Source organism: uncultured Pluralibacter sp. (assembly GCF_913775985.1).
Lineage (GTDB): Bacteria > Pseudomonadota > Gammaproteobacteria > Enterobacterales > Enterobacteriaceae > Pluralibacter.
The window spans coordinates 1-25,745 of sequence record NZ_CAJYMB010000149.1; the positions used below are offsets into that span (position 1 = coordinate 1).

At 59.7% G+C, this 25,745-nt stretch carries 23 protein-coding genes; 15 read left to right on the forward strand and 8 right to left on the reverse strand.

Going from position 1 to position 25,745, the window contains the following annotated elements; translation table 11 throughout:
* Together QZ766_RS20215 and yeiP are read right to left on the reverse strand one after the other, a co-directional pair.
* Positions 1-1,583: DUF3413 domain-containing protein (locus tag QZ766_RS20215; protein WP_297206515.1), on the reverse strand; the 1,583-nt coding region annotated here is incomplete at its 3' end.
* Between the two features lie 273 nt (positions 1,584-1,856).
* The gene (yeiP, locus tag QZ766_RS20220) at positions 1,857-2,429 is read right to left on the reverse strand and encodes an elongation factor P-like protein YeiP (RefSeq protein ID WP_297206517.1); all 573 of its coding nucleotides are present in this window, start codon (positions 2,427-2,429) and stop codon (positions 1,857-1,859) included.
* Between the two features lie 219 nt (positions 2,430-2,648).
* Here yeiP and QZ766_RS20225 point away from each other — a divergent pair, with 219 nt between their 5' ends.
* From QZ766_RS20225 to QZ766_RS20235, 3 genes are read left to right on the forward strand one after another with little or no spacing between them, the layout of a single operon-like run.
* A complete protein-coding gene (locus tag QZ766_RS20225; RefSeq protein ID WP_297206520.1) occupies positions 2,649-2,900 on the forward strand; it encodes a YkgJ family cysteine cluster protein in 252 nt (83 codons plus the stop codon).
* Between the two features lie 10 nt (positions 2,901-2,910).
* A complete protein-coding gene (locus QZ766_RS20230; RefSeq protein WP_297206523.1) occupies positions 2,911-4,155 on the forward strand; it encodes an ADP-ribosylglycohydrolase family protein in 1,245 nt (414 codons plus the stop codon).
* Positions 4,145-5,056, forward strand: a complete 912-nt coding sequence (locus QZ766_RS20235) for a metallophosphoesterase (protein ID WP_297206526.1) — start codon at positions 4,145-4,147, stop codon at positions 5,054-5,056. Before QZ766_RS20230 ends, QZ766_RS20235 begins: the two co-directional genes overlap by 11 nt.
* A gap of 11 nt (positions 5,057-5,067) precedes the next feature.
* On the opposite strand, the gene setB is transcribed toward QZ766_RS20235, so the two are convergent.
* The gene (gene setB, locus QZ766_RS20240) at positions 5,068-6,249 is read right to left on the reverse strand and encodes a sugar efflux transporter SetB (RefSeq protein ID WP_297206528.1); all 1,182 of its coding nucleotides are present in this window, start codon (positions 6,247-6,249) and stop codon (positions 5,068-5,070) included.
* Positions 6,250-6,613: 364 nt separating this feature from the next.
* Here setB and fruB point away from each other — a divergent pair, with 364 nt between their 5' ends.
* From fruB to mqo, 4 genes are all read left to right on the forward strand, one after another.
* Positions 6,614-7,744, forward strand: a complete 1,131-nt coding sequence (fruB, locus tag QZ766_RS20245; protein WP_297206530.1) for a fused PTS fructose transporter subunit IIA/HPr protein — start codon at positions 6,614-6,616, stop codon at positions 7,742-7,744.
* Positions 7,744-8,682, forward strand: coding sequence for a 1-phosphofructokinase (gene fruK / locus QZ766_RS20250; RefSeq protein ID WP_297206532.1), 939 nt, complete (start codon positions 7,744-7,746; stop codon positions 8,680-8,682). Before fruB ends, fruK begins: the two co-directional genes overlap by 1 nt.
* Before the next feature lie 16 nt (positions 8,683-8,698).
* Entirely contained in the window at positions 8,699-10,393 is a 1,695-nt protein-coding gene (gene fruA / locus QZ766_RS20255) for a PTS fructose transporter subunit IIBC (protein WP_297206534.1), read from the forward strand.
* Positions 10,394-10,571: 178 nt separating this feature from the next.
* Positions 10,572-12,218, forward strand: coding sequence for a malate dehydrogenase (quinone) (mqo, locus tag QZ766_RS20260; RefSeq protein WP_297206536.1), 1,647 nt, complete (start codon positions 10,572-10,574; stop codon positions 12,216-12,218).
* A 23-nt stretch (positions 12,219-12,241) separates the two neighbouring features.
* On the opposite strand, the gene yeiL is transcribed toward mqo, so the two are convergent.
* Positions 12,242-12,940: a transcriptional regulator YeiL gene (gene yeiL / locus QZ766_RS20265; protein ID WP_297206539.1), complete on the reverse strand. Its 699-nt coding sequence runs from the start codon at positions 12,938-12,940 to the stop codon at positions 12,242-12,244.
* A 129-nt stretch (positions 12,941-13,069) separates the two neighbouring features.
* On the opposite strand from yeiL, the gene rihB reads away from it, so the two are divergent.
* Both rihB and QZ766_RS20275 read left to right on the forward strand, forming a co-directional pair.
* Positions 13,070-14,002, forward strand: a complete 933-nt coding sequence (rihB, locus tag QZ766_RS20270) for a ribosylpyrimidine nucleosidase (RefSeq protein ID WP_297206541.1) — start codon at positions 13,070-13,072, stop codon at positions 14,000-14,002.
* Positions 14,003-14,104: 102 nt separating this feature from the next.
* Entirely contained in the window at positions 14,105-15,352 is a 1,248-nt protein-coding gene (locus QZ766_RS20275; protein ID WP_297206543.1) for a NupC/NupG family nucleoside CNT transporter, read from the forward strand.
* Positions 15,353-15,391: 39 nt separating this feature from the next.
* Here the strand turns inward: QZ766_RS20275 and nfo are convergent, their stop codons facing one another.
* Positions 15,392-16,249 (reverse strand): deoxyribonuclease IV, encoded by an 858-nt coding sequence (nfo, locus tag QZ766_RS20280; RefSeq protein WP_297206547.1) that lies wholly within the window; start codon positions 16,247-16,249, stop codon positions 15,392-15,394.
* Positions 16,250-16,321: 72 nt separating this feature from the next.
* Entirely contained in the window at positions 16,322-17,371 is a 1,050-nt protein-coding gene (locus QZ766_RS20285) for a YeiH family putative sulfate export transporter (protein WP_297206549.1), read from the reverse strand.
* 111 nt (positions 17,372-17,482) lie between these two features.
* On the opposite strand from QZ766_RS20285, the gene yieE reads away from it, so the two are divergent.
* The 6 genes from yieE (at position 17,483) to QZ766_RS20315 (ending at position 23,025) form a co-directional block, all read left to right on the forward strand.
* Entirely contained in the window at positions 17,483-18,349 is an 867-nt protein-coding gene (yieE, locus tag QZ766_RS20290; protein WP_297206552.1) for a DNA-binding transcriptional regulator YeiE, read from the forward strand.
* A gap of 173 nt (positions 18,350-18,522) precedes the next feature.
* Positions 18,523-19,305 carry a transporter substrate-binding domain-containing protein gene (locus QZ766_RS20295; protein ID WP_297206553.1) on the forward strand — a complete coding sequence of 261 codons (783 nt, stop codon included), beginning with the start codon at positions 18,523-18,525 and terminating at the stop codon, positions 19,303-19,305.
* A gap of 10 nt (positions 19,306-19,315) precedes the next feature.
* A complete protein-coding gene (locus QZ766_RS20300; RefSeq protein ID WP_297206555.1) occupies positions 19,316-19,984 on the forward strand; it encodes an amino acid ABC transporter permease in 669 nt (222 codons plus the stop codon).
* Positions 19,981-20,637 (forward strand): amino acid ABC transporter permease, encoded by a 657-nt coding sequence (locus QZ766_RS20305; protein ID WP_297206557.1) that lies wholly within the window; start codon positions 19,981-19,983, stop codon positions 20,635-20,637. The genes QZ766_RS20300 and QZ766_RS20305 overlap by 4 nt, the downstream gene beginning before the upstream one ends.
* Positions 20,618-21,355: an amino acid ABC transporter ATP-binding protein gene (locus QZ766_RS20310; protein ID WP_297206560.1), complete on the forward strand. Its 738-nt coding sequence runs from the start codon at positions 20,618-20,620 to the stop codon at positions 21,353-21,355. Before QZ766_RS20305 ends, QZ766_RS20310 begins: the two co-directional genes overlap by 20 nt.
* Before the next feature lie 197 nt (positions 21,356-21,552).
* A complete protein-coding gene (locus tag QZ766_RS20315; RefSeq protein WP_297206563.1) occupies positions 21,553-23,025 on the forward strand; it encodes an amino acid permease in 1,473 nt (490 codons plus the stop codon).
* A gap of 78 nt (positions 23,026-23,103) precedes the next feature.
* On the opposite strand, the gene QZ766_RS20320 is transcribed toward QZ766_RS20315, so the two are convergent.
* Positions 23,104-25,092, reverse strand: a complete 1,989-nt coding sequence (locus QZ766_RS20320) for a ligand-gated channel protein (protein ID WP_297206566.1) — start codon at positions 25,090-25,092, stop codon at positions 23,104-23,106.
* 248 nt (positions 25,093-25,340) lie between these two features.
* Positions 25,341-25,745, reverse strand: a 405-nt coding sequence (locus QZ766_RS20325; RefSeq protein WP_297206569.1) for an alpha/beta hydrolase-fold protein, incomplete at its 5' end; no start/stop codon positions are given.

Genomic DNA, 25,745 nt, shown 5'->3' on the forward strand with positions numbered 1-25,745 from the left:
CTCATCAGGGTAGGTATAATATCAAGGTGGGTGGTGCGGTAATCAATAGCGCGCGGCACCATCCCCGGCCAGCGGATAAACAGCGGAACGTGCACCTGCGGCTGGCTGAAATTGCTGCCGTGCCCCCAGTAGTTCTGGTGATTGTCGTTGAACTCCTCGCCGTGATCGGTGGTGATCACCACGATAGTGTTGTCGTCCAGCCCCTGCTGCCTGAGCTTCTCCAGCACCTCGTTAATCAGGCTGTCGTCGTACAGCAGCACGTTGCGGTAGCGGTTGTGGTACGGCGTCGGGTCAAAATCATTGTCCAGCATGATGTGGTCAACCCGCTCCCAGTAGGGGCGGAACGGCGTCGGCATGGTATCCGGATGCAAATCGTAGCCGTGTACCGCATCGTAGAACAGGAAACCGAAGAACGGCCGTGCGCTGTCCCGGGTATCGAGGAACTGCTTGAAGTCATCGGTTATCCGGCGGTCGCGCGCCGCCTGATCGTCGCCCGGGGTTTTGATCTGCAGATTATCAATGCCGGAAAATACCGTGCGGTCAAACGGCGGATGATCCAGCGCCGCGGAGCCGTGGATTGAGAACTGATAGCGATAGTCGGCCAGCAGCTGCATCATCGCCGGCCGGCGGCCGCTGCTTTTGGCGGCGGTGAAGTAGGTGGCCGGAATACTGTAGAACAGGCTGAAAATTCCCGCCTGGGTGGAGTTACCGCCGCTCTCGTGCTGGGTAAAGCGCAGGGACTGGCTGGCGAAGTCGTTGATGTGCGGCGCGGCGGCGGGATTATTGGCATCGTCAAAGCGCAGGGCGTCGATCATCAGAAACAGGATATTCATCGGTTTCGCCGGCGGCGTGGCGGCGATGGGCGACAGCGGATAGTTAAAATGCCCATCCGGAATGTGGTCGAGCCTGCTGGCACGGCGGCGCTCCGCCTCAACCTTTGCGGCATCCACCAGGCCCCAGCGGATCAGGGTGTCCTTGGCGGTCAGCGGATAGTACAGCGGGAAGGTGTCGGTATAGTTGGGAATAACCCGGTGGTAGTTCGCATCTTCCCAGGCGTGGATCCCCTGGCTGCCGGCAAGGGCCAGCAGAATAATCGCGTATCCCCGGCGCACGTAGCGAGAGACGAACTGCGGGCGGGCGGCGAGCCAGCCGAACAGGACCAGCAGCGCGGCCAGCAGGCCAGAAATGCCAATGGCAATAAGCCAGGTGACCCAGGAGAAATCAATGGTATCCCCGCCGGCAAAGAATAGCGTGAACACAAAACCGTTGAGATGGAAGCGGAACTGCTCAAATACCTGGGTATCTACCGACAGCAGTACAGCGATAACCAGCCCGGCTGCGATACACAGTCCGCGAAAAAGCAGTCCGGGCAGAAGCGTGAGCGGCAGCGTTACCAGCATGCTGGCAATAGCAAACAGCCCGAACCAGCCAATCTGGGTCAGCACCAGATAGAGGGCAGCCAGGTGATTACCGGGCGGGATTTTCAGCCAGGGCCAGTAAATAAGGCCGATGAGCATAAACAGAATGCCGGACAGCAGCCAGAAGCGCAGCGTCCAGCGCTGGCTGGCCCGCACGCGGACCATAAAAGGAGAATTCCACATAGTCTTTATAGTATCTAGAGTGAGAACGAATGACGCCGCAGGTAATAACGTCCCGCAATTCTACCCGCACAAAACCAAAAGGTGAGTAGTGAGCCGTGCTTGATAGTTTGGAATAAGATTCGGTAACCCGAATTATTTAGGGTATACGCCTTTTCATTTATCTGTCGTGTAAAAGCGTGTCGTAATATTTCAAATTAATACAACAGAGCGCGACGCATTAAAAAAGGGCGGTAAGTCCGCCCTTGAATATCGTTATTAGTCCGCGCGGCCCATATAGCGCTTCTCTTCGATATGGATGCGGATTTTCTCGCCCGGGCTCAGGTATTCCGGCACCTGCACTACCAGGCCGGTATTCAGCGTGGCCGGCTTGTTGCGCGCGGAGGCGGAAGCACCTTTAATGCCCGGTGCGGTGTCGACAATTTCCAGATCTACCGTCTGCGGCAGCTCCAGGGCCAGCAGCTGGCCGTCCCACAGCAGCACCTGCATATCCGGCATGCCGCCTTCCGGAATAAACTGCAGCTCTTCTTCGATCTGCTCTTTATTAAAGGTGTACGGGGTATAGTCCTCTTTATCCATAAAGACGTACTCGTTGCCGTCAATATAGGAGAAGTCAACGAAGCGGCGGTTGAGGGTCACGGTATCGACGATATCGTCGCCTTTGAAACGCTCTTCAACTTTCAGGCCGGTGCGCACGTCGGAAAAACGCATCTTGTACAGCGTCGCCGCGCCGCGGGCGCTGGGTGACTGAATATCAATATCTTTCACAATCAGCAGTTTGCCGTTGTAATTCAGCACCATACCTTTTTTGATTTCATTCGCTCTTGGCATTGCGGTAATCCTGTTTAATTGCTGTCTAAAAATATCGCGTCAAAGTACCCGCGCCGCGCGTTTCAGGCAAGTCCTATTCGCGGGTTTTGCTAAAACGAACCGCCCGTTTTGCGCCTGCCGAAAGGGCCGCGCTGTTTTATTGCCCGGATGGCGTCGAACTGCGCCTGCGGTGCTGTTACACTGCGGTTAAATTTATTTTAGCGTTTGTGAGAGGTCCTGATGGAGTGTCGTAGCGATTGCGGGGCCTGCTGTATTGCGCCTTCCATATCCAGCCCCATACCGGGCATGCCCAACGGCAAGCCCGCCAACGTGCGCTGCGTCCAGCTGTCGGACGATAACCTGTGCATGATTTTCGGCTCCAGCCTGCGCCCGAAAGTCTGCGCCAGCCTCAAACCCTCTTCGGAGATGTGCCAGAGCAGCCGCGGTGAAGCGCTGGCCTGGCTTATCAATCTGGAACAGATGACCGCTTAAAGGAGCCTGTATGTCCATAACGCTTCAGGAACGCGCCACCGGTGCGCTGGCCGGTCTGGCGCTGGGAGACGCGCTGGGCACCACCCTGGAATTTCAGGCCCGTCCGGCGCGGCCGGTGATTACCGATATGGTGGGCGGAGGGCCGTTTCACCTTCAGCCGGGCCAGTGGACCGACGACACCTCGATGATGCTTTGCCTTGCCGATAGCCTGATCGAAAACGGCGGCAGCGATCCCGCCGATCAGATGCGTCGCTACATTAACTGGCGCGACCGGGGCCACAACTCCTGCACCGGGACTTGCTTTGATATCGGCAATACGGTCGCGCGGGCGCTGCGCGTCTTTGAACAGACCGGCAACGGGCTGGCAGGCAGCACGTCAGAGAGCAGCGCCGGCAACGGTAGCCTGATGCGCGTCGCCCCGGTAGCTCTCCTGGCGCACGGTGCCGGGCTGCCGTACGCGATGGCGCTTGCCGCCGAAAGCAGCGCAACCACGCACGCCGAGCGGCGCTGTATCGACGCCTGCCAGTACATGACCTTTCTTATTTACACCCTGCTCAACGCCAGCGGGCAGCCGGAAAAATCAGCCCTGCTTGCCGACGACGCGCCGGGGCTGGGTCAGTATCTGGCGGCAATGCACCCTGATACCCGACGCATCATTAGCGGAAGCTACCGCCACAAAACGCGGGATGAGATCAGCAGCTCGGGCTACGTCCTCAGCTCCCTGGAGGCGGCCCTGTGGTGCTTCTGGCACAGCGGCACCTTTGCCGAGGGCGCGCTACTGGCCGCCAATCTGGGCGACGATGCCGATACTATTGCGGCCATTTATGGTCAGCTCGCCGGCGCGTGGTACGGCTACCCGGCGCTGCCCGAATCCTGGCTGGCGCGCCTTGCCTGGAAAGATGAAATCTCCCACCGCGCGCTGCTGCTGCTCGCAAGACAGAATAGCGCCGCGCTGCACGCGTTTATCCGCGACTGCCGCGCGGTAGAGGATCTGAGCCTGGCGTTTGGGCCCTACTCAGAACGGCACGGGCTGATGATGCCAGGCTTTAACTGGCCCGACTGGATAGCCGAGCGGCGCTCCCTGCTTGAACCTGCGCAAATCGCACAGGCGTCGGTGGCCGAGTGTCTGAGCCTTATCACCGCCATTAACCGCGGGGAGCGTTTCAACGCAGGTCTGCGCGTGGACTGTGCGCAAAACGGTGTACTGCAGGCTATCGTCGATCGCCTTGCGGCGCTGAGCGGCTATGCAGAGTAGGCGGCTGGCCTTTATCGGCGACGTTCACGGCCGTCATGAAAAGCTGAACCGCCTGCTGACGGTGCTGGACGCGCGCGAGCCGGGGATTTTCTACGTGTTTATGGGCGATCTTATCGATAATAAACCCGATCCCGCGCTCAACCAGCTGAAGGTGCTGACGCGGGTGAAGGCGCTGGTAGACGCCGGTCGGGCGCTGTGCCTGATGGGCAACCACGAGCTTAACGCTGTCGGCTGGGCCCTGGGCCACCCGCGCAGCGGGGAACCGCTGCGGGCGCACAGCAGCAATAACCGCAAGCAGCACGGCGCGTTTTTAGCGGAGGTAGGGGAGGGATCGGCGGCGCATCAGCAGTGGCTGGCGTGGTTCAGGCAGCGGCCGCTGTATGCTGATTTCGGCGATATTCGCGCCGTTCACGCCTGCTGGGACCCGCAGGCGCTGGAAATACTCGCCCCGGCCCTCAACCCGGATCGCAGCCTGCTGGAGAACCGCTGGCAGGATGCGTTTAATCCGCACGATCCGCTGAATCACGCCGTGGACACGCTGCTCAAGGGGCCGGAACTGCCCCTGCCCGACGGCTACACCTTCACCGACAAAACCGGTCACCTGCGGCGCAACATCCGCGTGCGCTGGTGGCTTCAGCAAGCGCACAGCTATCGCCAGCTGGCGCAGGTGCCGCCTGCTGCCGAGGAGGCGATACCGGATCTCCCGCTGCCGGAGAGGGTGACGTTCACGCCGCCGCCGGTAACGGTAGTGATAGGCCACTACACTCTGAGCGGCGCGCCCCGGGCGCTCGCCGAAAAGGTGATTTGCGTGGACTATAACGCCGCCAAAGGCGACTTCCCGCTGGTGGCCTGGTGCCGGGACGCCGCGGGCCGGGGCTATTTTATCGACTCAAATGCCTGACACCGCGTCTGCTACACGTCCTTAATGCGCGCCAGCGCGGCTATGGTAAACACGCACATTCCCAGCGCAATCCAGAACACCGCGTGGTAGCTCCAGATTTCCGCCACTATCCCCGCCAGCGATCCGGCAATAATCCAGCCCACCCGGGTGGTGTTGCTGTACAGCGTGGTGGCCGCTCCGGCCTGGCCGGGCATCAGATCCTGAAAATAGAGCATACCGATCCCGGCAAGAATACCGATATAAACCGCATTCAGCAGCTGCATCGCCAGCAGCAGCGCCGGGGAGTGCACGGTGAGCATGCCGACATAAAACAGCAGCCCGGCCACCGCCGCCAGCCGCATCAGGAAGCGTTTTCCAAAGCGTTTGGCGTAGTAGCCGGCAATCAGCATAGTAGGGATTTCCAGCCCCGCAGCGGTACCCATCATCAGCCCGGCCAGTTTTTCGGGCAGGTGCAGCTCTTCAATAATAAACAGCGGCATGTTGATGATATACAGGCTGTTAGTTCCCCACATCAGCGTGCAGATGGTAAACAGCAGCAGGGCATCGCGGCGGTTGGTTCTCGGCGCTTCAATGTGGCTGCCCGCCGCTGGCTTTATTTTGCGCATGCTCGGCAGCAGCAGCCAGACGATGATCCCGCAGATGATATAGGCAACCGCAGCGCTGAGATACATGGTGGGGAAGCCGAAGCCCATCGCCAGCGCGTAGGCCAGCGGCGGGCCGACCACCCACGCCAGCGAGACCTGCGCGCGCAGAATTGAGCTGAACATCACCGCTTCGCGGCCTGTTTTGTCGGCGTGCTCCCGGGCGAGGGCGAACATCTGCGGGTTTGAGGTGGAGCCGAAGCTGCTGAGGAACACGCCGATAAACAGCAGAATAAAATAGTTGCGGTTCCAGGCGAACAGCACGCTCGCCGCCGCGCCCAGCAGGCAGCAGAACACGATAAGCCGCTTGCGGTCGCCCTGGCGATCCGAACGTCCGGCGAGAAACTGGCTCACCAGAATGCCGATAACCGCGCTGCCGGTGAAAAAGAAGCCCACCATCGCCGGGCGGACGTGAACTTCGTTGGTAAGAAACAGGCTCAGGGTCGGCGTCTGCAGCGCCCCGGCAATGCCGGTTAAAAAAGCGACGATAAGAAACGCTGATGAGGTAAGGTCAAAGCCGCGACGCGGGGATACAGCGGTAGAGTTGGACATAGGGAATATCAGTCAGGCGAAAAGACCGGCAAGTTTACGCGCGCGCAGGTAAAAGCGGTAGCGGGAAAGGCCCATTTTGTGCGTAAAATCAAACCGCCATTTCATTTTTATAAGGCAGCTGAAGCCTGCTGACGGAGCCCATTAAGGCGCTTAAAACGCCCCCTTCATGTTGCTAATCTGCTATCAAAATGTGGAGTACCTCTAACTTCTGCAATCCAAAAAACAACTTTGCTTGCAGAGTGTACAACTCTGACACACACTCCTTGAAACGTTTCAGCGTCATCGGTCTTGCTTCCTGAAACCGGATGGCGCATTTTTTCTCATACAGGCTGAAACGATTCAATTTCGGCGAGAGAGGAGAACCATGTTCCAGCTATCAGTTCAGGATATCCACCCCGGCCAGCAGGTCGGCAGCAAAGAAGAGGCCATCCGCCAGATCGCGTCAGCGCTGGTCAGCGCCGGCAACGTGGCAGACGGCTACGTTAACGGCATGCTGGCCCGGGAAGGCCAGACCTCGACCTTCCTCGGCAACGGCATCGCTATTCCTCACGGCACCACCGACACCCGCGACCAGGTGCTGAAAACCGGCGTGCAGGTCTACCAGTTCCCGCAGGGCGTAACCTGGGGCGAAGGGCAGATCGCCTATGTCGCCATCGGCATTGCCGCCAGCTCCGACGAACATCTGGGGCTGCTGCGCCAGCTCACCCACGTACTGAGCGACGACAGCGTGGCTGAACAGCTTAAAACTGCGACCACCGCAGAAGAGCTGCGGGCGCTGCTGATGGGCGAAAAGCAGAGCGACGCGCTGAAGCTTGATAACGACACGCTGACCCTCGACGTCAGCGCGCGGGATCTGGTCACGCTGCAGGCCCTCAACGCCGGGCGCCTGAAAGAGGCCGGCGCCGTTAGCGCCGCCTTTGTCGCCGCCGCCATCAGCGAACAGCCGCTGAACCTGGGGCAGGGCATCTGGCTGAACGACTGTGCGGAAGGCAATCTGAAAAGTGCCGTTGCCGTCAGCCGCGCCGCCGCGCCATTTAGCATTGACGACCAGCCGGTTTCGCTGCTGATTACCGTCGCCATGGCCGATGACCAGCCGGTTGCAGTGCTGAATCGCCTGAGCGCTCTGCTGCTCGACAACAAAGCTGAACGCCTGCTGAACGCCGATGCGCCAACGCTGCTGGCGCTGCTCACCAGCGACGACGCGCCGGCAGACGATCTGCTCAGCGCCGAATACGTCATCCGCAACGAGCACGGCCTGCACGCCCGCCCGGGCACCATGCTGGTCAACACCATTAAACAATTTAACAGCGACGTCACCGTCACCAATCTCGACGGCAGCGGTAAACCGGCTAACGGCCGCAGCCTGATGAAAGTGGTTGCGCTGGGGGTTAAAAAAGGCCATCGCCTGCGCTTTACCGCGCAGGGTGACGATGCGCAGCAGGCGCTGGACGCCATCGGCGAAGCTATCGCCTCGGGCCTCGGGGAGGGCGCGTAATGAGCAGAAGAGTGGCAACAATCACCTTGAATCCGGCCTACGATCTGGTGGGGTTCACCCCGGAAGTCGAGCGCGGGGAAGTTAACCTGGTGCGCACCACCGGCCTGCACGCGGCGGGTAAAGGCATCAACGTGGCGAAAGTGCTTAAAGACCTCGGTATTGACGTCACCGTGGGCGGCTTTCTCGGCAAGGATAACCAGGACGGTTTTCAGCAGCTGTTCAGCGAGCTGGGCATCGCCAACCGCTTTCAGGTCGTGCAGGGCCGCACCCGCATCAACGTCAAGCTGACCGAGAAAGACGGCGAAGTGACCGATTTTAACTTCTCCGGCTTTGACGTGACCGGCGCAGATTGGGAGCGCTTTGTGAGTGATTCTCTGAGCTGGCTCGGCCAGTTCGATATGGTTTGCGTCAGCGGCAGCCTGCCGGCGGGGGTTTCTCCGGAAGCCTTCACTGACTGGATGACCCGCCTGCGCAGCCAGTGCCCGTGCATTATTTTCGACAGCAGCCGCGAGGCGCTGGTCGCCGGGCTCAAAGCGTCGCCGTGGCTGGTCAAACCTAACCGCCGCGAGCTGGAGATTTGGGCCGGGCGCAAGCTGCCGGAAATGAAAGACGTTATCGATGCTGCCCACCAGCTGCGCGAGCAGGGCATCGCCCACGTGGTGATTTCCCTCGGCGCGGAAGGTGCGCTGTGGGTGAACGCTTCCGGGGAATGGATCGCCAAACCGCCAGCGATGGAAGTGGTCAGCACCGTGGGCGCGGGGGACTCTATGGTTGGCGGCCTGATTTACGGCCTGCTGATGCGCGAGTCCAGCGAGCATACGCTGCGTCTTGCTACAGCCGTTGCCGCCCTGGCAGTAAGTCAGAGCAACGTCGGCATTACCGATCGTACCCAGTTAGCCGCGATGATGGCGCGCGTTGACCTGAAACCCTTTAATTAACAGCAGGAGAGCGATAATGAAAACGCTGCTGATTATCGATGCCGGCCTCGGACAGGCCCGCGCCTACATGGCGAAGACGCTGCTTAGCGCAGCGGCGGCAAAATCACAACTTGAGATAGTCGACAACCCCAACGACGCCGAGCTGGCTATCGTGCTGGGTTCCGCCCTCCCGGCGGACAGCGCGCTGACCGGCAAGCAGGCGTACCTCGGCGATATTAACCGCGCCGTCGCGCATCCGGAGCTGTTCCTGAGCGAGGCCAAAGCGCACGCTGCGCCGTATCAGGCGCCGGTAACCGCCGCTGCTGCACCGGCGAAGGCTGCCGGGCCGAAGCGCATCGTTGCCGTCACCGCCTGCCCGACCGGCGTGGCGCACACCTTTATGGCTGCTGAAGCCATCGAAACCGAAGCCAAAAAGCGCGGCTGGTGGGTCAAAGTGGAAACCCGCGGCTCCGTCGGTGCCGGTAATGCCATCACCCCCGAAGAAGTGGCCGAGGCCGACCTGGTCATCGTTGCGGCAGACATCGAAGTGGACCTGGCGAAGTTCGCCGGCAAGCCGATGTATCGCACTACCACCGGGCTGGCGCTGAAGAAAACGGCGCAGGAGCTTGATAAGGCGCAGGCCGAAGCGAAGCCCTACCAGCCGTCGGGCAACAGCCAGGCGGCAAACAAAGAGCAGAAAAAAGAGGGCGCGGGCGCCTATCGCCACCTGCTGACCGGCGTCTCCTATATGCTGCCGATGGTAGTGGCGGGTGGCCTGTGCATCGCGCTCTCCTTCGCCTTTGGTATCACCGCCTTTAAAGAAGAGGGCACGCTGGCTGCGGCGCTGATGCAGATCGGCGGCGGCACCGCCTTTGCGCTGATGGTACCGGTGCTGGCGGGCTATATCGCCTTCTCCATCGCTGACCGTCCCGGCCTGACGCCGGGCCTGATTGGCGGCATGCTGGCCGCCAGCACCGGCGCCGGATTTATCGGCGGGATTATTGCCGGTTTCCTCGCAGGCTACGTGGCGAAGCTTATCAGCAGCAAGCTGAAGCTGCCGCCGAGCATGGAGGCGCTGAAGCCTATCCTGATCATTCCGCTGCTCTCCAGCCTGGTCGTCGGTCTGGCGATGATCTACGTGATCGGCAAGCCGGTTGCCGGGATCCTCGAGTGGCTGACCCACTGGCTGCAAACCATGGGCACGGCTAACGCCGTTCTGCTGGGCGCAATTCTCGGCGGGATGATGTGTACCGACATGGGCGGTCCGGTAAACAAAGCGGCTTATGCCTTCGGGGTTGGCCTGCTCAGTACCCAGACTTACGCACCGATGGCCGCCATTATGGCCGCCGGTATGGTGCCGCCGCTGGCGCTGGGTCTGGCCACCTTTGTTGCACGCCGCAAGTTTGACAAGGCGCAGCAGGAGGGGGGTAAAGCCGCGCTGGTACTCGGCCTGTGCTTTATTACCGAAGGGGCCATTCCGTTTGCCGCCCGCGATCCGATGCGCGTTCTGCCGTGCTGCATCGTCGGCGGGGCGGTGACCGGCGCTATCTCCATGGCGGTAGGCGCGAAGCTGATGGCGCCCCACGGCGGTCTGTTCGTACTGCTGATCCCGGGAGCAATCACGCCGGTGCTGGGCTACCTGCTGGCAATCGTCGCCGGTACGCTGGTGGCGGGCCTCTCTTACGCGGTGCTCAAGCGCCCGGAAGCGGCGGCGGCAGCAAAAGCAGCCTGATAACATCTTTATCCATTAAGGGCAGCGCGAGCTGCCCTTTTTTATTGCCATTTTTCCGCCACTTACCCCAGTTTGCGACTTTAGTAATTAAAGTAAAGTTAATCACTTTCTAACAATATGTTAAATTTTGCATGATTTTTTTAACGTTCATCTGCAAAAACACTCACGTGGTACGGAAATGATCCAGACTAAAAAACTCGCGTCCGCGCTTTCGCTGGCCGCGCTCCTCGTCTCATCCGCGGTTTATGCGCAGGCCCCGGCTGAAAAAACTGACGTGCTGCTGATTGGCGGCGGCGTCATGAGCGCATCCCTGGGCGCCTGGCTGCAGGAGCTGCAGCCAGGGTGGAAGCAGCTGATGGTCGAGCGGCTCGACAACGTGGCGCTCGAATCGTCTAACGGCTGGAACAATGCCGGCACCGGGCACTCGGCGAACATGGAGCTGAACTACACCCCGGAGCGCGAAGACGGCTCCATCGACGTCAGCAAAGCGCTGGCGATCAACGAATCGTTTATGATTTCCCGCCAGTTCTGGACCGCCCAGGTGCAGCGGGGCGTGCTCCACGATCCGCACTCCTTTATCAACTCCACACCGCACATGAGCTTCGTCTGGGGCGATAAAAACGTCGAGTACCTGACCAAACGCTACGAGGCCCTGCAGAAAACCACGCTGTTCCAGGGAATGAAGTTCTCTACCGATCACCAGCAGATCCAGCAGTGGGCGCCGCTGGTGATGGAAGGCCGCGATCCGCAGCAGAAAGTGGCCGCCACCTGGACACCGGTGGGCACCGACGTTAACTACGGCGAAATAACCCGCCAGCTGATTGGCAGCCTGAAAAAAGATCCTAACTTCAAACTGGAAACCTCCACTGAAGTGACCGAGTTCAAGCGCAACGACGACAACTCCTGGCACGTTACCGTGAAGGATGTGAAAAGCGGCGAAGCGCGGGCCATTGACGCGAAGTACGTGTTTATCGGCGCCGGCGGCGCGGCCATCAAGCTGCTGCAGAAAACCGGGATTCCGGAAGGGGAAAACTACGCGGGCTTCCCGGTGGGCGGCTCCTTCCTGATGACTGAGAACCCGGAGATAGCCAACCGCCACCTCGAGAAGGTGTACGGCCAGGCTTCCGTGGGCGCGCCGCCGATGTCGGTGCCGCACCTCGACTCCCGCTATCTTGACGGCAAGCGGGTAGTGCTGTTCGGGCCATTTGCCACCTTCTCCACCAAATTCCTTAAGGAAGGCTCGCTGTTCGACCTGCTGAGCGCCACCACGGTGCACAACGTTATTCCGATGATGGACGTCGGGCTGGATAACTTCGACCTGGTGAAATACCTGATTGGTCAGGTGATGCTCAGCGATGACGACCGCTTCGCGGCGCTGAAGGAGTACTACCCGAATGCCCGCAAAGAGGACTGGACGCTGATTCAGGCCGGGCAGCGGGTGCAGATCATCAAAAAAGATCCCGAGAAGGGCGGGGTGCTGAAGCTGGGGACTGAAATCGTCACCGACCAGCAGAAAACCCTGGCCGCGCTGCTGGGCGCCTCACCGGGCGCCTCTACCGCCGCGCCGATCACCCTGAACGTGATGAAAGCGCTGTTCCCGCAGCAGTTTGCGTCACCGGAGTGGCAGGCGAAAATCAAGGCCATTATCCCGAGCTTTGGCCAGCAGCTTAACGGCAACGCGGCGCTGACCCAGCAGGTCTGGGACTCCACTGCGGAAGCGTTGCAGCTGACCAAACCGCCGGTTATCCAGATGGAACAGCCGCAGGCGCAGGCCGCGCAGGATGCTCCGCGCGCCGATGCGGCGAAGCAGGATATGGCGCTGTAGAAACAGAAAGCCAGCCGGCGTAGTTACGCCGGCAGAGGACAGCCTGTTTGCTCTGGTGCCATCGCCCGGGCCAGCCGCTCAACGGCTGGCCCGTTTTTAATGACATACCCCGCGCTGGACTTTTCCAGTAATCCGTCATCGCAGAACTGTGCAAAAACAAACAGCAGATGCCGGTAGGAGACGCCCATATATTCCGCCACCTGAGTGTGTTTTTCTCGATACACGTTGTTGTGTTGGGTCAGCAAAATAAACGCGGCCAGTCGGTTTGCCAGGGGAAACGACTGGTTTTGGGTGAGCGAAACGATGTTGCGATAATTCTTCTGGCTGAGAGTAACGCACAGCAGGCGCAGGAAAACGGCATCGTCCAGCAGTGACGTTCGACACTGCTTAACCGGCAGCGCCAGACACCAGCAGTCCTCTATGGCCTGTACCGCCCGCGGTTCATGACTGGCGTTCACCAATTCAATTTCCCCGATAAAGCAGGGCGCGCGGAAAAAATCGATCAGCGATACTCGCCCGTTCGGCAGGGTTGCATACAGTTTGGCCCTGCCGCGGGCGAGCCAGAAAAGATATACCGGACACTCTGCGGGCCGAACAATAAACTCTCCTGCGGCGATGTGCACCAGCCGCGCCTCGGCCAGCCTGTCCCGGCTGAACTGCTGCCGATAACCGGTCTCCTTCGCCAGTGTGGACTTGAGCTGGTCATTATAAATTTCTTTCATACCCTCTCTCACAGTGAGATTTCTCATATTTGGTACGCCCCGGCCGCTGCTACTGTCCAGCTTGTACCCTGACTTAATTCTCTTTTAAGCCACTAAAAATAACGTAACAGCGAACAGAGGAATCTCGACATGGAAAAGAGGAAAATTATTCTTGATTGCGATCCGGGCCACGATGATGCCATTGCCATCATGATGGCGGCGCGGCATCCGGCTATCGATCTGCTGGGCATTACGATTGTTGCCGGGAACCAGACGCTGGACAAAACGCTGGTGAACGGGCTTAACGTCTGTCAAAAGCTGGATATCAATGTACCCGTACACGGTGGTATGCCGCGGCCCCTGGTGCGTCAGCAAATTGTTGCAGATAACATTCACGGTGAATCCGGCCTCGACGGCCCGGTATTTGCGCCCCTTACGCGCAAGGCCGAAAGCACCCACGCGGTGAAATTCATCATTGATACCCTGATGGCCAGCGAGGGCGACATTACGCTGGTGCCTGTTGGCCCGCTGACCAACATTGCGGTGGCAATGCGCATGCAGCCCGCCATTGTGCCGAAAATTCGTGAAATTGTGCTGATGGGCGGCGCCTACGGCACCGGCAACTTTACCCCTTCTGCCGAGTTTAATATTTTCGCCGATCCTGAAGCGGCGAAGGTGGTGTTCACCTCAGGTGCGCCGCTGGTCATGATGGGGCTCGACTTAACTAACCAAACGGTTTGTACCGCGGATGTGATTGCCCGAATGCGCGAGGCCGGCGGCCCGGCTGGGGAACTGTTCAGCGATATTATGAGCTTCACGCTAAAAACCCAGTTTGAAAACTACGGCCTCGCAGGCGGCCCGGTTCATGATGCCACCTGTATCGGCTATCTTATTAATCCAAAAGGGATCGTTACCAAAGAGATGTACGTCGAAATCGACGTGAACAGCGGCCCGTGCTACGGGCGCACCGTATGCGACGAACTGGGCGTCCTCGGTCAACCCGCCAATGCCAAAGTCGGGATCGGGATTGATACCGCCTGGTTCTGGGATCTGGTTGAAGAGTGCGTACGCAAGTACCACTGATTCACTCATCTCTAATGCGGGCCTCAGCGCCCGCATTTTTTATAACGGGCAGGGAATACCGTTTCCCGATACCTGTTCCTCTGGCATGGCGAGATAATCATTATGGATATAATGAGAAGCATTCTTGGTATGGCGGTACTGCTGGCGATAGCTTTTTTGCTGTCGGCAAATAAAAAAGGCATTCATCTGCGCACCGTGGGCGCGGCGTTTATATTACAAATTGTCATTGGCGGCATGATGCTCTATTTCCCGCCCGGGAAATGGCTGGCGGAGCAGGCGGCGCTCGGCGTACATAAAGTGATGACCTACAGCGATGCGGGCAGCGAATTTGTGTTCGGCGCGCTGGTGGGGGATAAAATGGATGCGGTGTTTGACGGTGCCGGATTTATTTTTGCCTTCCGCGTGCTTCCGGCCATTATTTTTATGACCGCGCTGGTGAGCCTGCTTTATTACATCGGCATTATGGGCGTTTTAATACGTGCCCTGGGCGGTATTTTCCAGCGCGCGCTGAATATCAGCAAGATTGAATCTTTTGTGGCAGTAACCACGATTTTCCTTGGTCAAAATGAGATCCCGGCGCTGCTGAAGCCTTTTCTTGGTCGACTCAACCGCAACGAGCTGTTTACCGCCATTTGCAGCGGCATGGCGGCGGTCGCGGGTTCCACCATGATTGGCTACGCGGCTCTCGGCGTACCGATTGACTACCTGCTGGCCGCTTCGCTGATGGCTATTCCCGGCGGGATTCTCTTTGCCCGCATGCTGAGTCCGGCAACCGAACCGACGCAGGTGACATTCGACAATCTCTCATTTACTGAAACGCCGCCGAAAAGCGTCGTGGAGGCGACGGCTTCCGGCGCGATGGCCGGACTCAAAATTGCCGTGGGGGTTGCTACTGTGGTGATGGCGTTTGTGGCGATCATTGCCATGATCAACGGCATCATCGGCGGCGTTGGCGGACTGTTTGGCTACGGCGAGGCCTCGCTGCAGGGTATTTTTGGCGTACTGCTCTCGCCGCTGGCGTGGATAATGGGCGTTGACTGGGCAGACGCGTCACTGGCGGGAAGCCTGATTGGTCAGAAACTGGCGATTAATGAGTTTGTGGCCTATCTCAATTTTTCCCCGTGGCTGCATGGGGCGCAGACGCTCGATGTTAAAACCACGGCCATTATTTCGTTCGCGCTGTGCGGTTTTGCCAATATCGGGTCGATTGGCGTGGTTGTCGGCGGATTTTCGGCGATAGCGCCGCACCGCACGCCGGAAATTGCTCAGCTGGGCGTTCGGGCGCTTATTGCGGCAACGCTTTCTAATTTGATGAGTGCCACCATCGCGGGATTCTTTATCGGCCTGTAATACAAAACAGCACCGCGCGCGGTGCTGTTTTTTTATTCGTTACGCTACCGCGTCTTCCGTCTGCTGTGCCTTCAGCCAGGCTATCTCTTCCGCCCAGATATCCGGGTTGGTGGTTTCCAGAATCAGCGGAATGCCGTCAAAGCGGCTGTCGCGCATGATCCAGCGAAACGCGTCGTGGCCGATATTGCCCTCGCCGAGGCTGTTGTGGCGGTCAACCCGGCTGCCGAACGCGCTTTTCGCATCGTTTAAGTGCATGCCGCGCAGGTAGTTGAAGCCGACGATCCGTTCAAAGTCGGCGAAAGTTTTTTCGCAGGCCTCTTCGGTGCGCAGATCGTAGCCCGCGGCAAAGGCGTGGCAGGTATCAATACAGACGCCCACCCGGGATTTATCCTCAACGCCGTCAATGATGGCCGCCAGATGCTCGAACTCGAAGCCGAGGTTGCTGCCCTGGCCGGCGGTATTCTCAATCACCGCCGTCACCCCTTCGGTCTGCGCCAGCGCGATATTGATGGATTCGGCAATGCGCGCCAGGCACGCGTCTACCGGGATCTGCATCAGGTGGCTGCCCGGATGAAAGTTCAGCAGCGTCAGGCCGAGCTGCTGGCAGCGGGCCAGTTCGTCGATAAAGGCTTCGCGTGATTTCTCCAGCGCCTCTTCTACCGGATGCCCGAGGTTAATCAGGTAGCTGTCGTGGGGCAGGATCTGCTCCGGCCCGTAACCGTACTTTGCACAGGCGGCCTTAAATTCGCTAATCACCTCGTCGGTGAGCGGGCTCGCGCGCCACTGGCGCTGATTTTTGGTGAACAGGGCGAAAGCGGTCGCGCCAATTTCCGAGGCGCGAATGGCGGCGTTAGCCACGCCGCCGGAGGCGCTAACGTGCGCGCCGATATATTTCATGGGAACTCCTGTTAAACCTGCCAAAAAAACAGCGCCCATGATAGCGGGTTAACGGTGCCGGATTGTAGTGGTTTATGCCATCAGCGCGTGAACCGCCAGATTGATGGCGCCGCCGCCGACAATCAGCCAGACGAACAGCAGCAGCGCCATCAGCAGCGGTTTCGCCCCGGCTTTTTTCAGCGCGCTGGCGTGGGTTGTCAGGCCCAGCGCCGCCATCGCCATCGCCAGCAGCACCGTGTCCAGGGTCACCAGCCAGGCCACAGCCCGGGCGGGCAGCAGATGAAATGAGTTAAGCACTGCCACGCCGATAAATGCCAGCGCAAACCAGGGCACGGTGATTTTACTTTTTTCGCCTTTGCCCGCCGGCGCCAGCTGCCGTACCCGGGCGGCGAGGAACAGTAAAAACGGCGCCAGCATCATCACCCGCAGCATTTTAGCGATCACCGCGGCGTTCTCGGCGTCCGGGCCCACCGCGTGGCCGGCGGCCACCACCTGGGCAACTTCGTGCATCGTTGAGCCCATGTAAATGCCGTAGTTCTCCGGGCTGAACAGGGCGCTCAGCCACGGATAGATTGCCGGATAGAGGAAAATGGCGATGGTGCCAAAAATCACCACCGTCGCTACTGCCACAGTGACCTTGTCGGACTCGGCTTTGACCACCGGCTCGGTGGCAAGCACCGCCGCCGCGCCGCAGATGCTGCTGCCTGCGCCGATCAGCCAGCTGGTCTGCTTGTCCAGGCCAAACACCTTTTGTCCCAGCATGCAGGCGAGTAAAAAGGTGCTGGAAAGCGTCAGCACGTCAATGGCGATGCCGCTGGCGCCCACGTCGGCGATTTGCGAAAACGTCAGGCGAAAGCCGTACAGAATAATGCCGAGGCGCAGCAGGTGCTGTTTGGCGAACTGCACGCCGCCGCCGCAGGCGTTGCTAATCGCCGGATAAACGCTATTTCCCACCGCCATGCCCAGCAGGATGGCGAGGGTCAGGGCACTGAATCCCGCGTCGGCAACGGCGGGGATGCTGCCGGCCCCCAGGGCGATAGCGGTAATTACCGCGCTAAGAGCAATGCCCGGCGCGTAGCGGATAACCGGGCCAGGCGCGGCGCTGAATACGTGTTCTGTCATAACCTTCTCCTTTCTCTGGATTAAAGGTTACGGGGTGCTGGTTTAAAGGTAAAATTGATTATATATTTATAATCTATCTATATTACTGGTATGCAAGTTGCGGAGATCGCCATGCACATTACCCTGCGCCAGCTGGAAGTCTTTACCGAAGTGCTGAAATCCGGCTCCACCACTCAGGCCTCCCAGCGTCTCTCCCTGTCGCAGTCGGCGGTGAGCGCGGCATTAACCGATCTGGAAGGTCAGCTCGGCGTTCAGCTGTTTGACCGCGTCGGCAAGCGGCTGGTAGTTAACGAGCACGGCCGGCTGCTTTACCCGCGCGCGCTGGCCTGCCTGGAGCAGGCCGGCGATATCGAACAGCTTTTCCGGGAAGACAACGGCGCGCTGCGGGTGTATGCCAGCAGCACTATCGGCAACTATATTTTGCCGGAGATCATCGCCCGCTACCGCCGCGACTTTCCCGCGCTGCCGCTGGAGCTCAGCGTCGGCAACAGCCAGGACGTGATCAACGCCGTCGCCGATTTTCGCGTCGATATCGGCCTTATCGAAGGCCCGTGCCACACTGTCGAAATTGTTGCCGAGCCGTGGCTTGAGGATGAGCTGGTTGTCTTTGCCGCGCCGGGATCGCCGCTGCTCTCCCGGGAGATAACCCTGCCGCAGCTGGCGGCCGAGCCGTGGATCCTGCGCGAACGCGGCTCCGGCACCCGGGAGATTGTGGATTACCTGCTGCTGGCGCATCTGCCGAAGTTTCAGCTGATGATGGAGCTGGGCAATTCGGAAGCGATTAAGCACGCCGTGCGTCACGGCATGGGCATCAGCTGCCTCTCCCGGCGGGTGATTGCTGAACAGCTGGACAGCGGCACGCTGGTGGAGGTACCGGTGCCGCTGCCGCCGCTGGTGCGCACCCTGTGGCGCATTCACCACCGGCAAAAGCACATCTCCAACGCCCTGCAGCGCTTTCTGCGCTACTGCGACATTTAGGGGCACCGTCCTCAGGCACCTGCACCGCAATGGTCGCAGGCGCCGCGCTGTTTTTCCGATGAAACCTTCGCCGCCCGCGGCCTCTCCGCAAAACTCTCTTTTGGCACAGCCTTTGCAACGTTCGTTGCATTAACGGTGCTTAAGAATTTTTTGTTTCACATACGGAGTCTGCAATGAAGAGAGTATTGACCGCGATCGCTGCCGCAGCGCTGCTGGTACAGGCCGGAGTCGCCCAGGCTGACCAGCTGCAGGATATTAAGCAGCGGGGCGTGCTGCGGGTGGCGGTTCCTCAGGATTTTCCCCCCTTTGGTTCCGTTGGCACCGACCTGCAACCGCAGGGTTACGATATCGACATGGCGAACTATCTGGCGAAGTCGATGAAGTTAAAACTGCAGCTGGTGCCGGTAGCCAGCGCTAACCGCATCCCCTATCTGCAGACCAATAAGGTGGACGTGGTCATCTCCAGCCTCGGTAAAAATGCCGAGCGCGGGCGGGTAATTGACTTTAGCGACGCCTATGCGCCGTTCTTTCTCGGCGTGTTTGGCGCCAAAGCAGCTCAGCTGAGCGACGCCGCCCAGCTGGCGGGGCAGTCCATCGGCGTTACCCGAGGCGCGGTGGAGGATATGGTGCTCAGCGATACCGCACCGAAAGCGGCGCAGATCAAGCGCTATGAGGATAACAACACCACCATTTCAGCGTGGCTCTCCGGGCAGGTAACCTTTATCGCCACCGGCAACGTTGTCGCCGCGGCAATTGCCGAAAAAGATCCGCAGCAGGCGCCGGTGAGTAAATTCATGCTCAAGGATTCTCCCTGCTATATCGGCATGAAGAAGAATGAGCCGACCTTTAAAGCGGAGATCAACCGCGCGATTCAGCAGGCGAAAGCGGACGGGAGCCTGAATCGCTTCTCGGAAAAATGGATGAAGGCGCCGCTGCCGGCAAACCTGGGCAGCTGAGGATATTCCGATGACCACCACGCTGGATTTCGCCGCGCTGTGGCCCTTCTGGCCGACCCTGCTGGCGGGCCTGTGGACCACCATCACGCTGACTGCCGCCGCGACTGCGGGTGGCGTGTTGCTGGGCGTGCTCGGCGCGGCGCTGCGCAGCGGTAAAACCGGCATCGCCAGCCGCCTGTGGGGAGCCTACGTCGAGCTTATCCGCAACACGCCGTTTGTGGTGCAGCTGTTTTTTATCGTTTTCGGCCTGCCTTCCATTGGTCTCCGGCTCACGGCCGGAGAGGCCGCGCTGCTGGCGATGCTGATTAACCTCGGCGCCTACAGTACGGAAATTATTCGCGCGGGCATTCAGGCGGCGCCAAAAGGCCAGTGGGAAGCGGCGCGGGTGCTGGGCCTGAATAAAGTGCAGACCTTTGCCCGGGTGATCCTGCCTCCGGCCCTGCGCCGGGTTTATCCGGCGCTGGTGAGCCAGTGCATCATTGTGATGCTCGGTTCATCAGTGGTGTCGCAGGTGTCGTACGAGGAGCTGACGTTCTCGGCAAGCCTTATTCAGTCGCGCACCTTTCTCAGTTTTGAAGTCTATCTGGTGACCACGCTGCTGTATCTGGCCCTGTCGCTGGCCATGCGCCAGCTGCTGCTGGCGGCGGGGCGAAAATGGCTTAAAGGAGAGGGGGCATGAGCACGTTTACCGACTGGGATATTTTACGCAATTTGCTGCTGGCGGCGCGCTGGACGCTGCTGCTGTCGCTGATTGCCTTTACCTGCGGCACGCTGGTGACCCTGCCGCTGCTGGCGCTGCGCATCGCCCGCTGGCGCTGGCCGAAGCGGCTGATTAACGCCTACGTCGCGCTGTTTCAGGGAACGCCGCTGCTGATGCAGCTGTTTCTGGCCTTTTTCGGCGTCGCGCTTTTTGGCATCGACGTCAGCCCGTGGACGGCGGCAACCCTTGCGCTGACGCTGTTCACCAGCGCGTTTCTGCTCGACATCTGGTACGGCAGCATTCAGGCGCTGCCGAAAGGGCAGTGGGAGGCGTGCCGCTGTCTGGGCCTCAGTTTCGGGCAGACGCTGGTGCGGGTTATCGCACCCCAGGCGCTGCGCATTGCGATTGCGCCCACGGTGGGCTTTTCCGTTCAGGTAGTAAAAGGGACCGCGCTGGCCTCCATCATCGGCTTCGTCGAATTAACCAAGGCCGGCACCATGTTAAACAACGTCACCTTTGCGCCGTTTAAGGTGTTTGGGCTGGTGGCGCTGGGCTACTTCCTTATCTGTTTCCCGCTGTCCTGGTACAGCCGCTATCTGGAGAAAAAATTTCATGCCGCTCATCACCATTAACGAGGTGCAGAAATTCTACGGCGAAAACCACGTGCTGAAAGGCGTGAGCCTCGATATCGACATGGGGCAGGTGGTGTCGATCATCGGGCGCAGCGGCTCCGGCAAAAGTACCCTGCTGCGCTGCATGAACGGTCTTGAAGGCTATCAGGAGGGCAGCATCAAGCTTGGCGGCATGACCATCACCGACCGGGATTCCCAGGCCCGGGAGATTAGCCGCTCGGTGGGGATGGTCTTCCAGAGCTTTAATCTGTTCCCGCACATGACCGCGCTGGAGAATGTGATGCTGGCCCCGCGCCGGGTGCTGAAAATGGCCGAGCCGGCCTGCCGCGCGCTGGCGATTGAGATGCTGGAAAAAGTGGGGCTGGGAGAGCGGGTTGACTACTATCCCTCCAGCCTTTCCGGCGGCCAGCAGCAGCGGGTCGCCATCGCCAGAGCGCTGGCGATGAAGCCGAAAGTGCTGCTGTGCGATGAGATAACCTCGGCCCTCGATCCCGAGCTGGTGGGGGAGGTGCTGAAAGTCCTTGAGCAGCTGGCAAAAGAGGGCATGACGCTGATCCTCGTCACCCATGAAATGAATTTTGCCCGGGAGGTGGGCGACCGGGTGGTGTTTATGCACCAGGGCAAGGTCTGGGAGCACGGCGAGAGCAGCACCTTCTTTAGCGCCCCAAAAACCCCGGAGCTCAGGCAGTTTATCGCCTCGGTTCGCGGCCTCGGCTGATACGCTTACCGCCGCTTTCAATGCCCCTTTTTGGGGCATTTCTTTTTTTGTCTCCAGACAAAAGCCGCTATTTTTGCTTTACTAATGATTGTTGAACCTTCATGAAGGTCTCTAATAACCGCGCGATTCAATCAGATGGAATGCTTTCCGTCTGTTACAATCGCGCCTCATTTTTTTAGATGGACAGCATTTCTCACATGGTTTCAGAAACTAAAACCACAGAAGCGCCCGCGCTACGCCGCGCACTTAAGGCGCGCCACCTGACGATGATCGCCATTGGCGGCTCCATCGGTACAGGTCTTTTTGTTGCCTCCGGGGCAACGATTTCTCAGGCAGGTCCGGGCGGCGCGCTGCTCTCCTATATGCTGATCGGTCTGATGGTTTATTTCCTGATGACCAGCCTCGGCGAGCTTGCCGCCTTTATGCCGGTTTCCGGCTCGTTTGCCACTTACGGGCAGAACTATGTAGAAGAGGGTTTCGGCTTCGCGCTGGGCTGGAACTACTGGTACAACTGGGCGGTGACCATCGCCGTGGATCTGGTAGCCTCCCAGCTGGTGATGAGTTACTGGTTCCCGGACGCGCCGGGCTGGATCTGGAGTGCGATATTCCTCGGCATCATGTTCCTGCTGAACTGGATCTCGGTGAAGGGCTTTGGCGAAGCGGAGTACTGGTTCTCGCTGATTAAAGTCACCACGGTGATCATCTTTATCATTGTCGGCGTGATGATGATTGTCGGCATTTTCAAAGGTGCCCAGCCGGTGAGCTGGGGCAACTGGACTACCGGCGACGCGCCGTTTGCCGGCGGTTTTGCGGCAATGATCGGCGTAGCGATGATCGTCGGCTTCTCCTTCCAGGGCACCGAGCTTATCGGCATTGCCGCCGGCGAGTCTGAAGATCCGGAGAAGAACATCCCCCGCGCGGTGCGGCAGGTGTTCTGGCGCATTCTGCTGTTCTACGTATTCGCTATTCTGATTATCAGCCTGATCATTCCGTATACCGATCCGAGCCTGCTGCGCAACGACGTCAAAGATATCTCCGTCAGCCCGTTTACGCTGGTGTTCCAGCATGCCGGCCTGCTGTCGGCGGCGGCGGTAATGAACGCAGTTATCCTGACCGCGGTGCTGTCGGCGGGGAACTCCGGGATGTATGCCTCCACCCGCATGCTGTACACCCTGGCCTGCGAAGGTAAAGCGCCGCGCATTTTTGCGAAGCTCTCCCGCGGCGGCGTGCCGCGCAACGCGCTGTACGCCACCACCGTGGTGGCGGCACTGTGCTTCCTGACCTCGATGTTCGGCAACCAGACCGTGTACCTGTGGCTGCTGAATACCTCCGGGATGACCGGCTTTATCGCCTGGCTGGGGATTGCGGTGAGCCACTACCGCTTCCGCCGCGGCTACGTGGCGCAGGGCTACGATCTTAACGATCTGCCTTACCGCTCCGGCTTCTTCCCGCTCGGGCCGATTTTCGCCTTCGTGCTGTGCCTGATTATCACCCTGGGCCAGAACTATGACGCCTTCCTCAAGGACACCATCGACTGGGGCGGCGTGGCGGCAACCTATATCGGCATTCCGCTGTTCCTGGTTATCTGGTTTGGCTATAAGCTGGCGAAGGGTACGCACTTTGTGCGCTACTCCGAAATGGTGTTTCCGGGACGTTTTAAAAAGCAGTAACGATTCCTGTTAAGCCATTGCTAAAAAGGCCGACCGCATTTGCGGTCGGCCTTTGTCGTTATAGGGAGGGCAGCCCAATCAGAAGCTGTAAGTCATCCCCAGCGTGTAGCGGCGACCGTCCAGCGTGGTGTCATAAGTGTCGTAGTCGATGCTCTTGTCCAGCGCGTTGTAGACCCCGGCGGTAAGCTGCAGATTCTTCACCGCGTTGTAGCGCACGCCGAGATCCACCTCGGAGTAGGACGGCGTGCCTTCGGACATGGAGGTGCGGCTCAGGTACGACGAGGTTTTACCGCGGAAGTTCAGCCGGCTCCAGACGCCGAAGTCCTGAGTGGCCTGCCAGTCGACGGTGGTGTTGAACATATGCTTGGGCATCTTGTTCAGCGGCTTGCCGGAGAACTGGCCGCTCTTCTGCTCCGAGCGGGTGTAGGTATAGTTCGCCGTCCAGTTAACATCCGGGGTTATCTTCCAGCCGAAGGTGGATTCCGCGCCGCGCATCTCGGCTTTGTCGACGTTGACCCGATCGCTGACGAAATCATAGGACGTCCTGCCGATGGTACAGGCCGGATCGTTAATGCTGTTGCAGCGGCGCACTTCGGTAATTTTATCTTTGAAGCGGGTGTGGAACAGCGTCAGCCCGGCGTTCAGCGCGTCGCCGTCGTTCCACAGCAGCGCGATTTCCTCACTCAGGCTTTTTTCCGGCTTCAGATCCGGGTTGCCGACAATCATCCCGCGGGAGCGCCCGCCGCCGGTGGCCTGGCCCCAGCTGGCGGAGGACTGGCGCAGATCCGGGGCGCGGTAGCCGGCGGAGACGCCGCCTTTCAACGTCCACTGGTCATCGATGTGCCATACGCCGTAGCCGCGCGGGGTCCAGTTGTCGCCGTAGTTCTCGTCTTTGTCCATGCGGATACCGCCGAGCAGAGAGAAGTTATCGACGATAGCCCACTCGTCTTCGGCAAACAGCGCCCAGCTCCAGCGGGTCAGCTTGCTGAGGCCGTCCGCTGCCTGCAGCTGGTTACCGGTATCGCGCAGCTTCTCGTGGCGGTACTGGCCGCCGACGGTTAGCGTATGGTCGCCGAGGAAAATCTGGTTCTGGGTATTGAGGATGGTGTTAAAGCTCTTCATCTCCCGGCCCGGATTGTTGGTCTTCTCCTGCTGGATATAGCTGGTGGAGTTCAGTTGCTCGTAGTAGCCGCTGTGGGTCAGGGCATAGGTGGTGTGCTCGTAGCGGCTGCGGTCGCGGGTGTTTGGCTCGCAGCCGCGCCCGGTGCGGCAAATTTCGCGCTCGCTGGTTTTCCCCGGGGTGCTGTTACGGTCCTGCAGCTCGCGGGCGATATCGAGGTCGAAGTCGTTTTTGTCGTCCGGCGTCAGGTTAAACGTGACGCCGCCGCTGCGCATGCGCTGCTCGTTATAGCCGTTGAGAATTTTGTCCTCCGGGCGGCGGGAGTAAAGCCCGTTCACCTTCATCCCCAGCAGGCCTTCCACCAGCGGGCCGGAACCGTACACGTTGGTCTGGTACAGGTCGCCGGCGTGGCGGTGCTCCTGGAAGGTCACGTCGCCGTGCACCGAACCGTTCCACCCCCGGGTATTGGAGATTTTTTTGGTGATGATGTTGATAACGCCGCCCATGGCGTCGGAGCCGTACAGCGAGGACATCGGCCCGCGAATCACTTCGATACGCTCAATGGACTCCAGCGGCGGCAGCCAGCCCTGCTCGATCCCGGCATTGTCGCTGTTCGGGCGCGTGGTGCGGGTGCTGATGCGCTTGCCGTCAACCAGAAACAGCGTGTACTGGGAGCCCATGCCGCGAATGCTGATATCGCTCTTGCTACCGCCGCCGGTAACCACCACGCCTGGGACGTCTTTCAGCGCGTCGGTGACGTCGCGGTAGGCTTTATCCTCCAGCTGGCTTTTCGGGATAACGGAGATGGACGCCGGGGCGTTTTCGATTTTTTGGGCAAAGCCGGTGGCGGTAACCACCATGGTTTCCCGATCGTCGGCTTCCGCGACTGGCGCTACGATAGCGGCCAAAACCGCGGCTGAAAGGAATTTAGTGCGAGGTGTTATCATTGGACCATCCGTATCTACAAAGTAAAAAGGCGCAGGGCGCCTGAAACAACGTCACAAGCCTTCGCGCTCTGCGGCGCAAAAGCGTGAGGAATTGTACAAAAGCATGAGGAATTGTAAACGTAAATGATAATTTAAATCATTTACGTTCATGGTGTTTCAGGTAAAGAAGCGTAAAGATAACTGCGAGCGAGTGCGGGGGCAGGATAAGCGGGAGGCCAGAAGGGGGAGGGCGTACCCTCCCGAAGGCGCTATTTCAGCAGGTGTTCAGCGTGAAAACGCAGGTGGTCTTCAATAAACGAGGCGATAAACCAGTAGCTGTGGTCGTAGCCGGACTGGATGCGCAGCGTCAGCGGCCACGCGGTCTGGCGTGCGACCTCGGCCAGCACCGCCGGCTGCAGCTGGTCGGCCAGGAACTGATCGCTGTCGCCCTGGTCAATAAGCGTCGGCGTCGCATTCGCCGGGCTGCTGGCCTGCATCAGCGCGCAGCTGTCCCAGGCCTGCCAGTCGGCTTCGCTATCGCCGAGATAGGCGCGAAACGCTTTCTGCCCCCAGGGAACCCGGCTTGGGTTGACGATGGGGGAGAATGCCGACACGCTCCGGTATCTGCCCGGATTTTTCAGCGCCAGCACCAGCGCGCCGTGGCCGCCCATCGA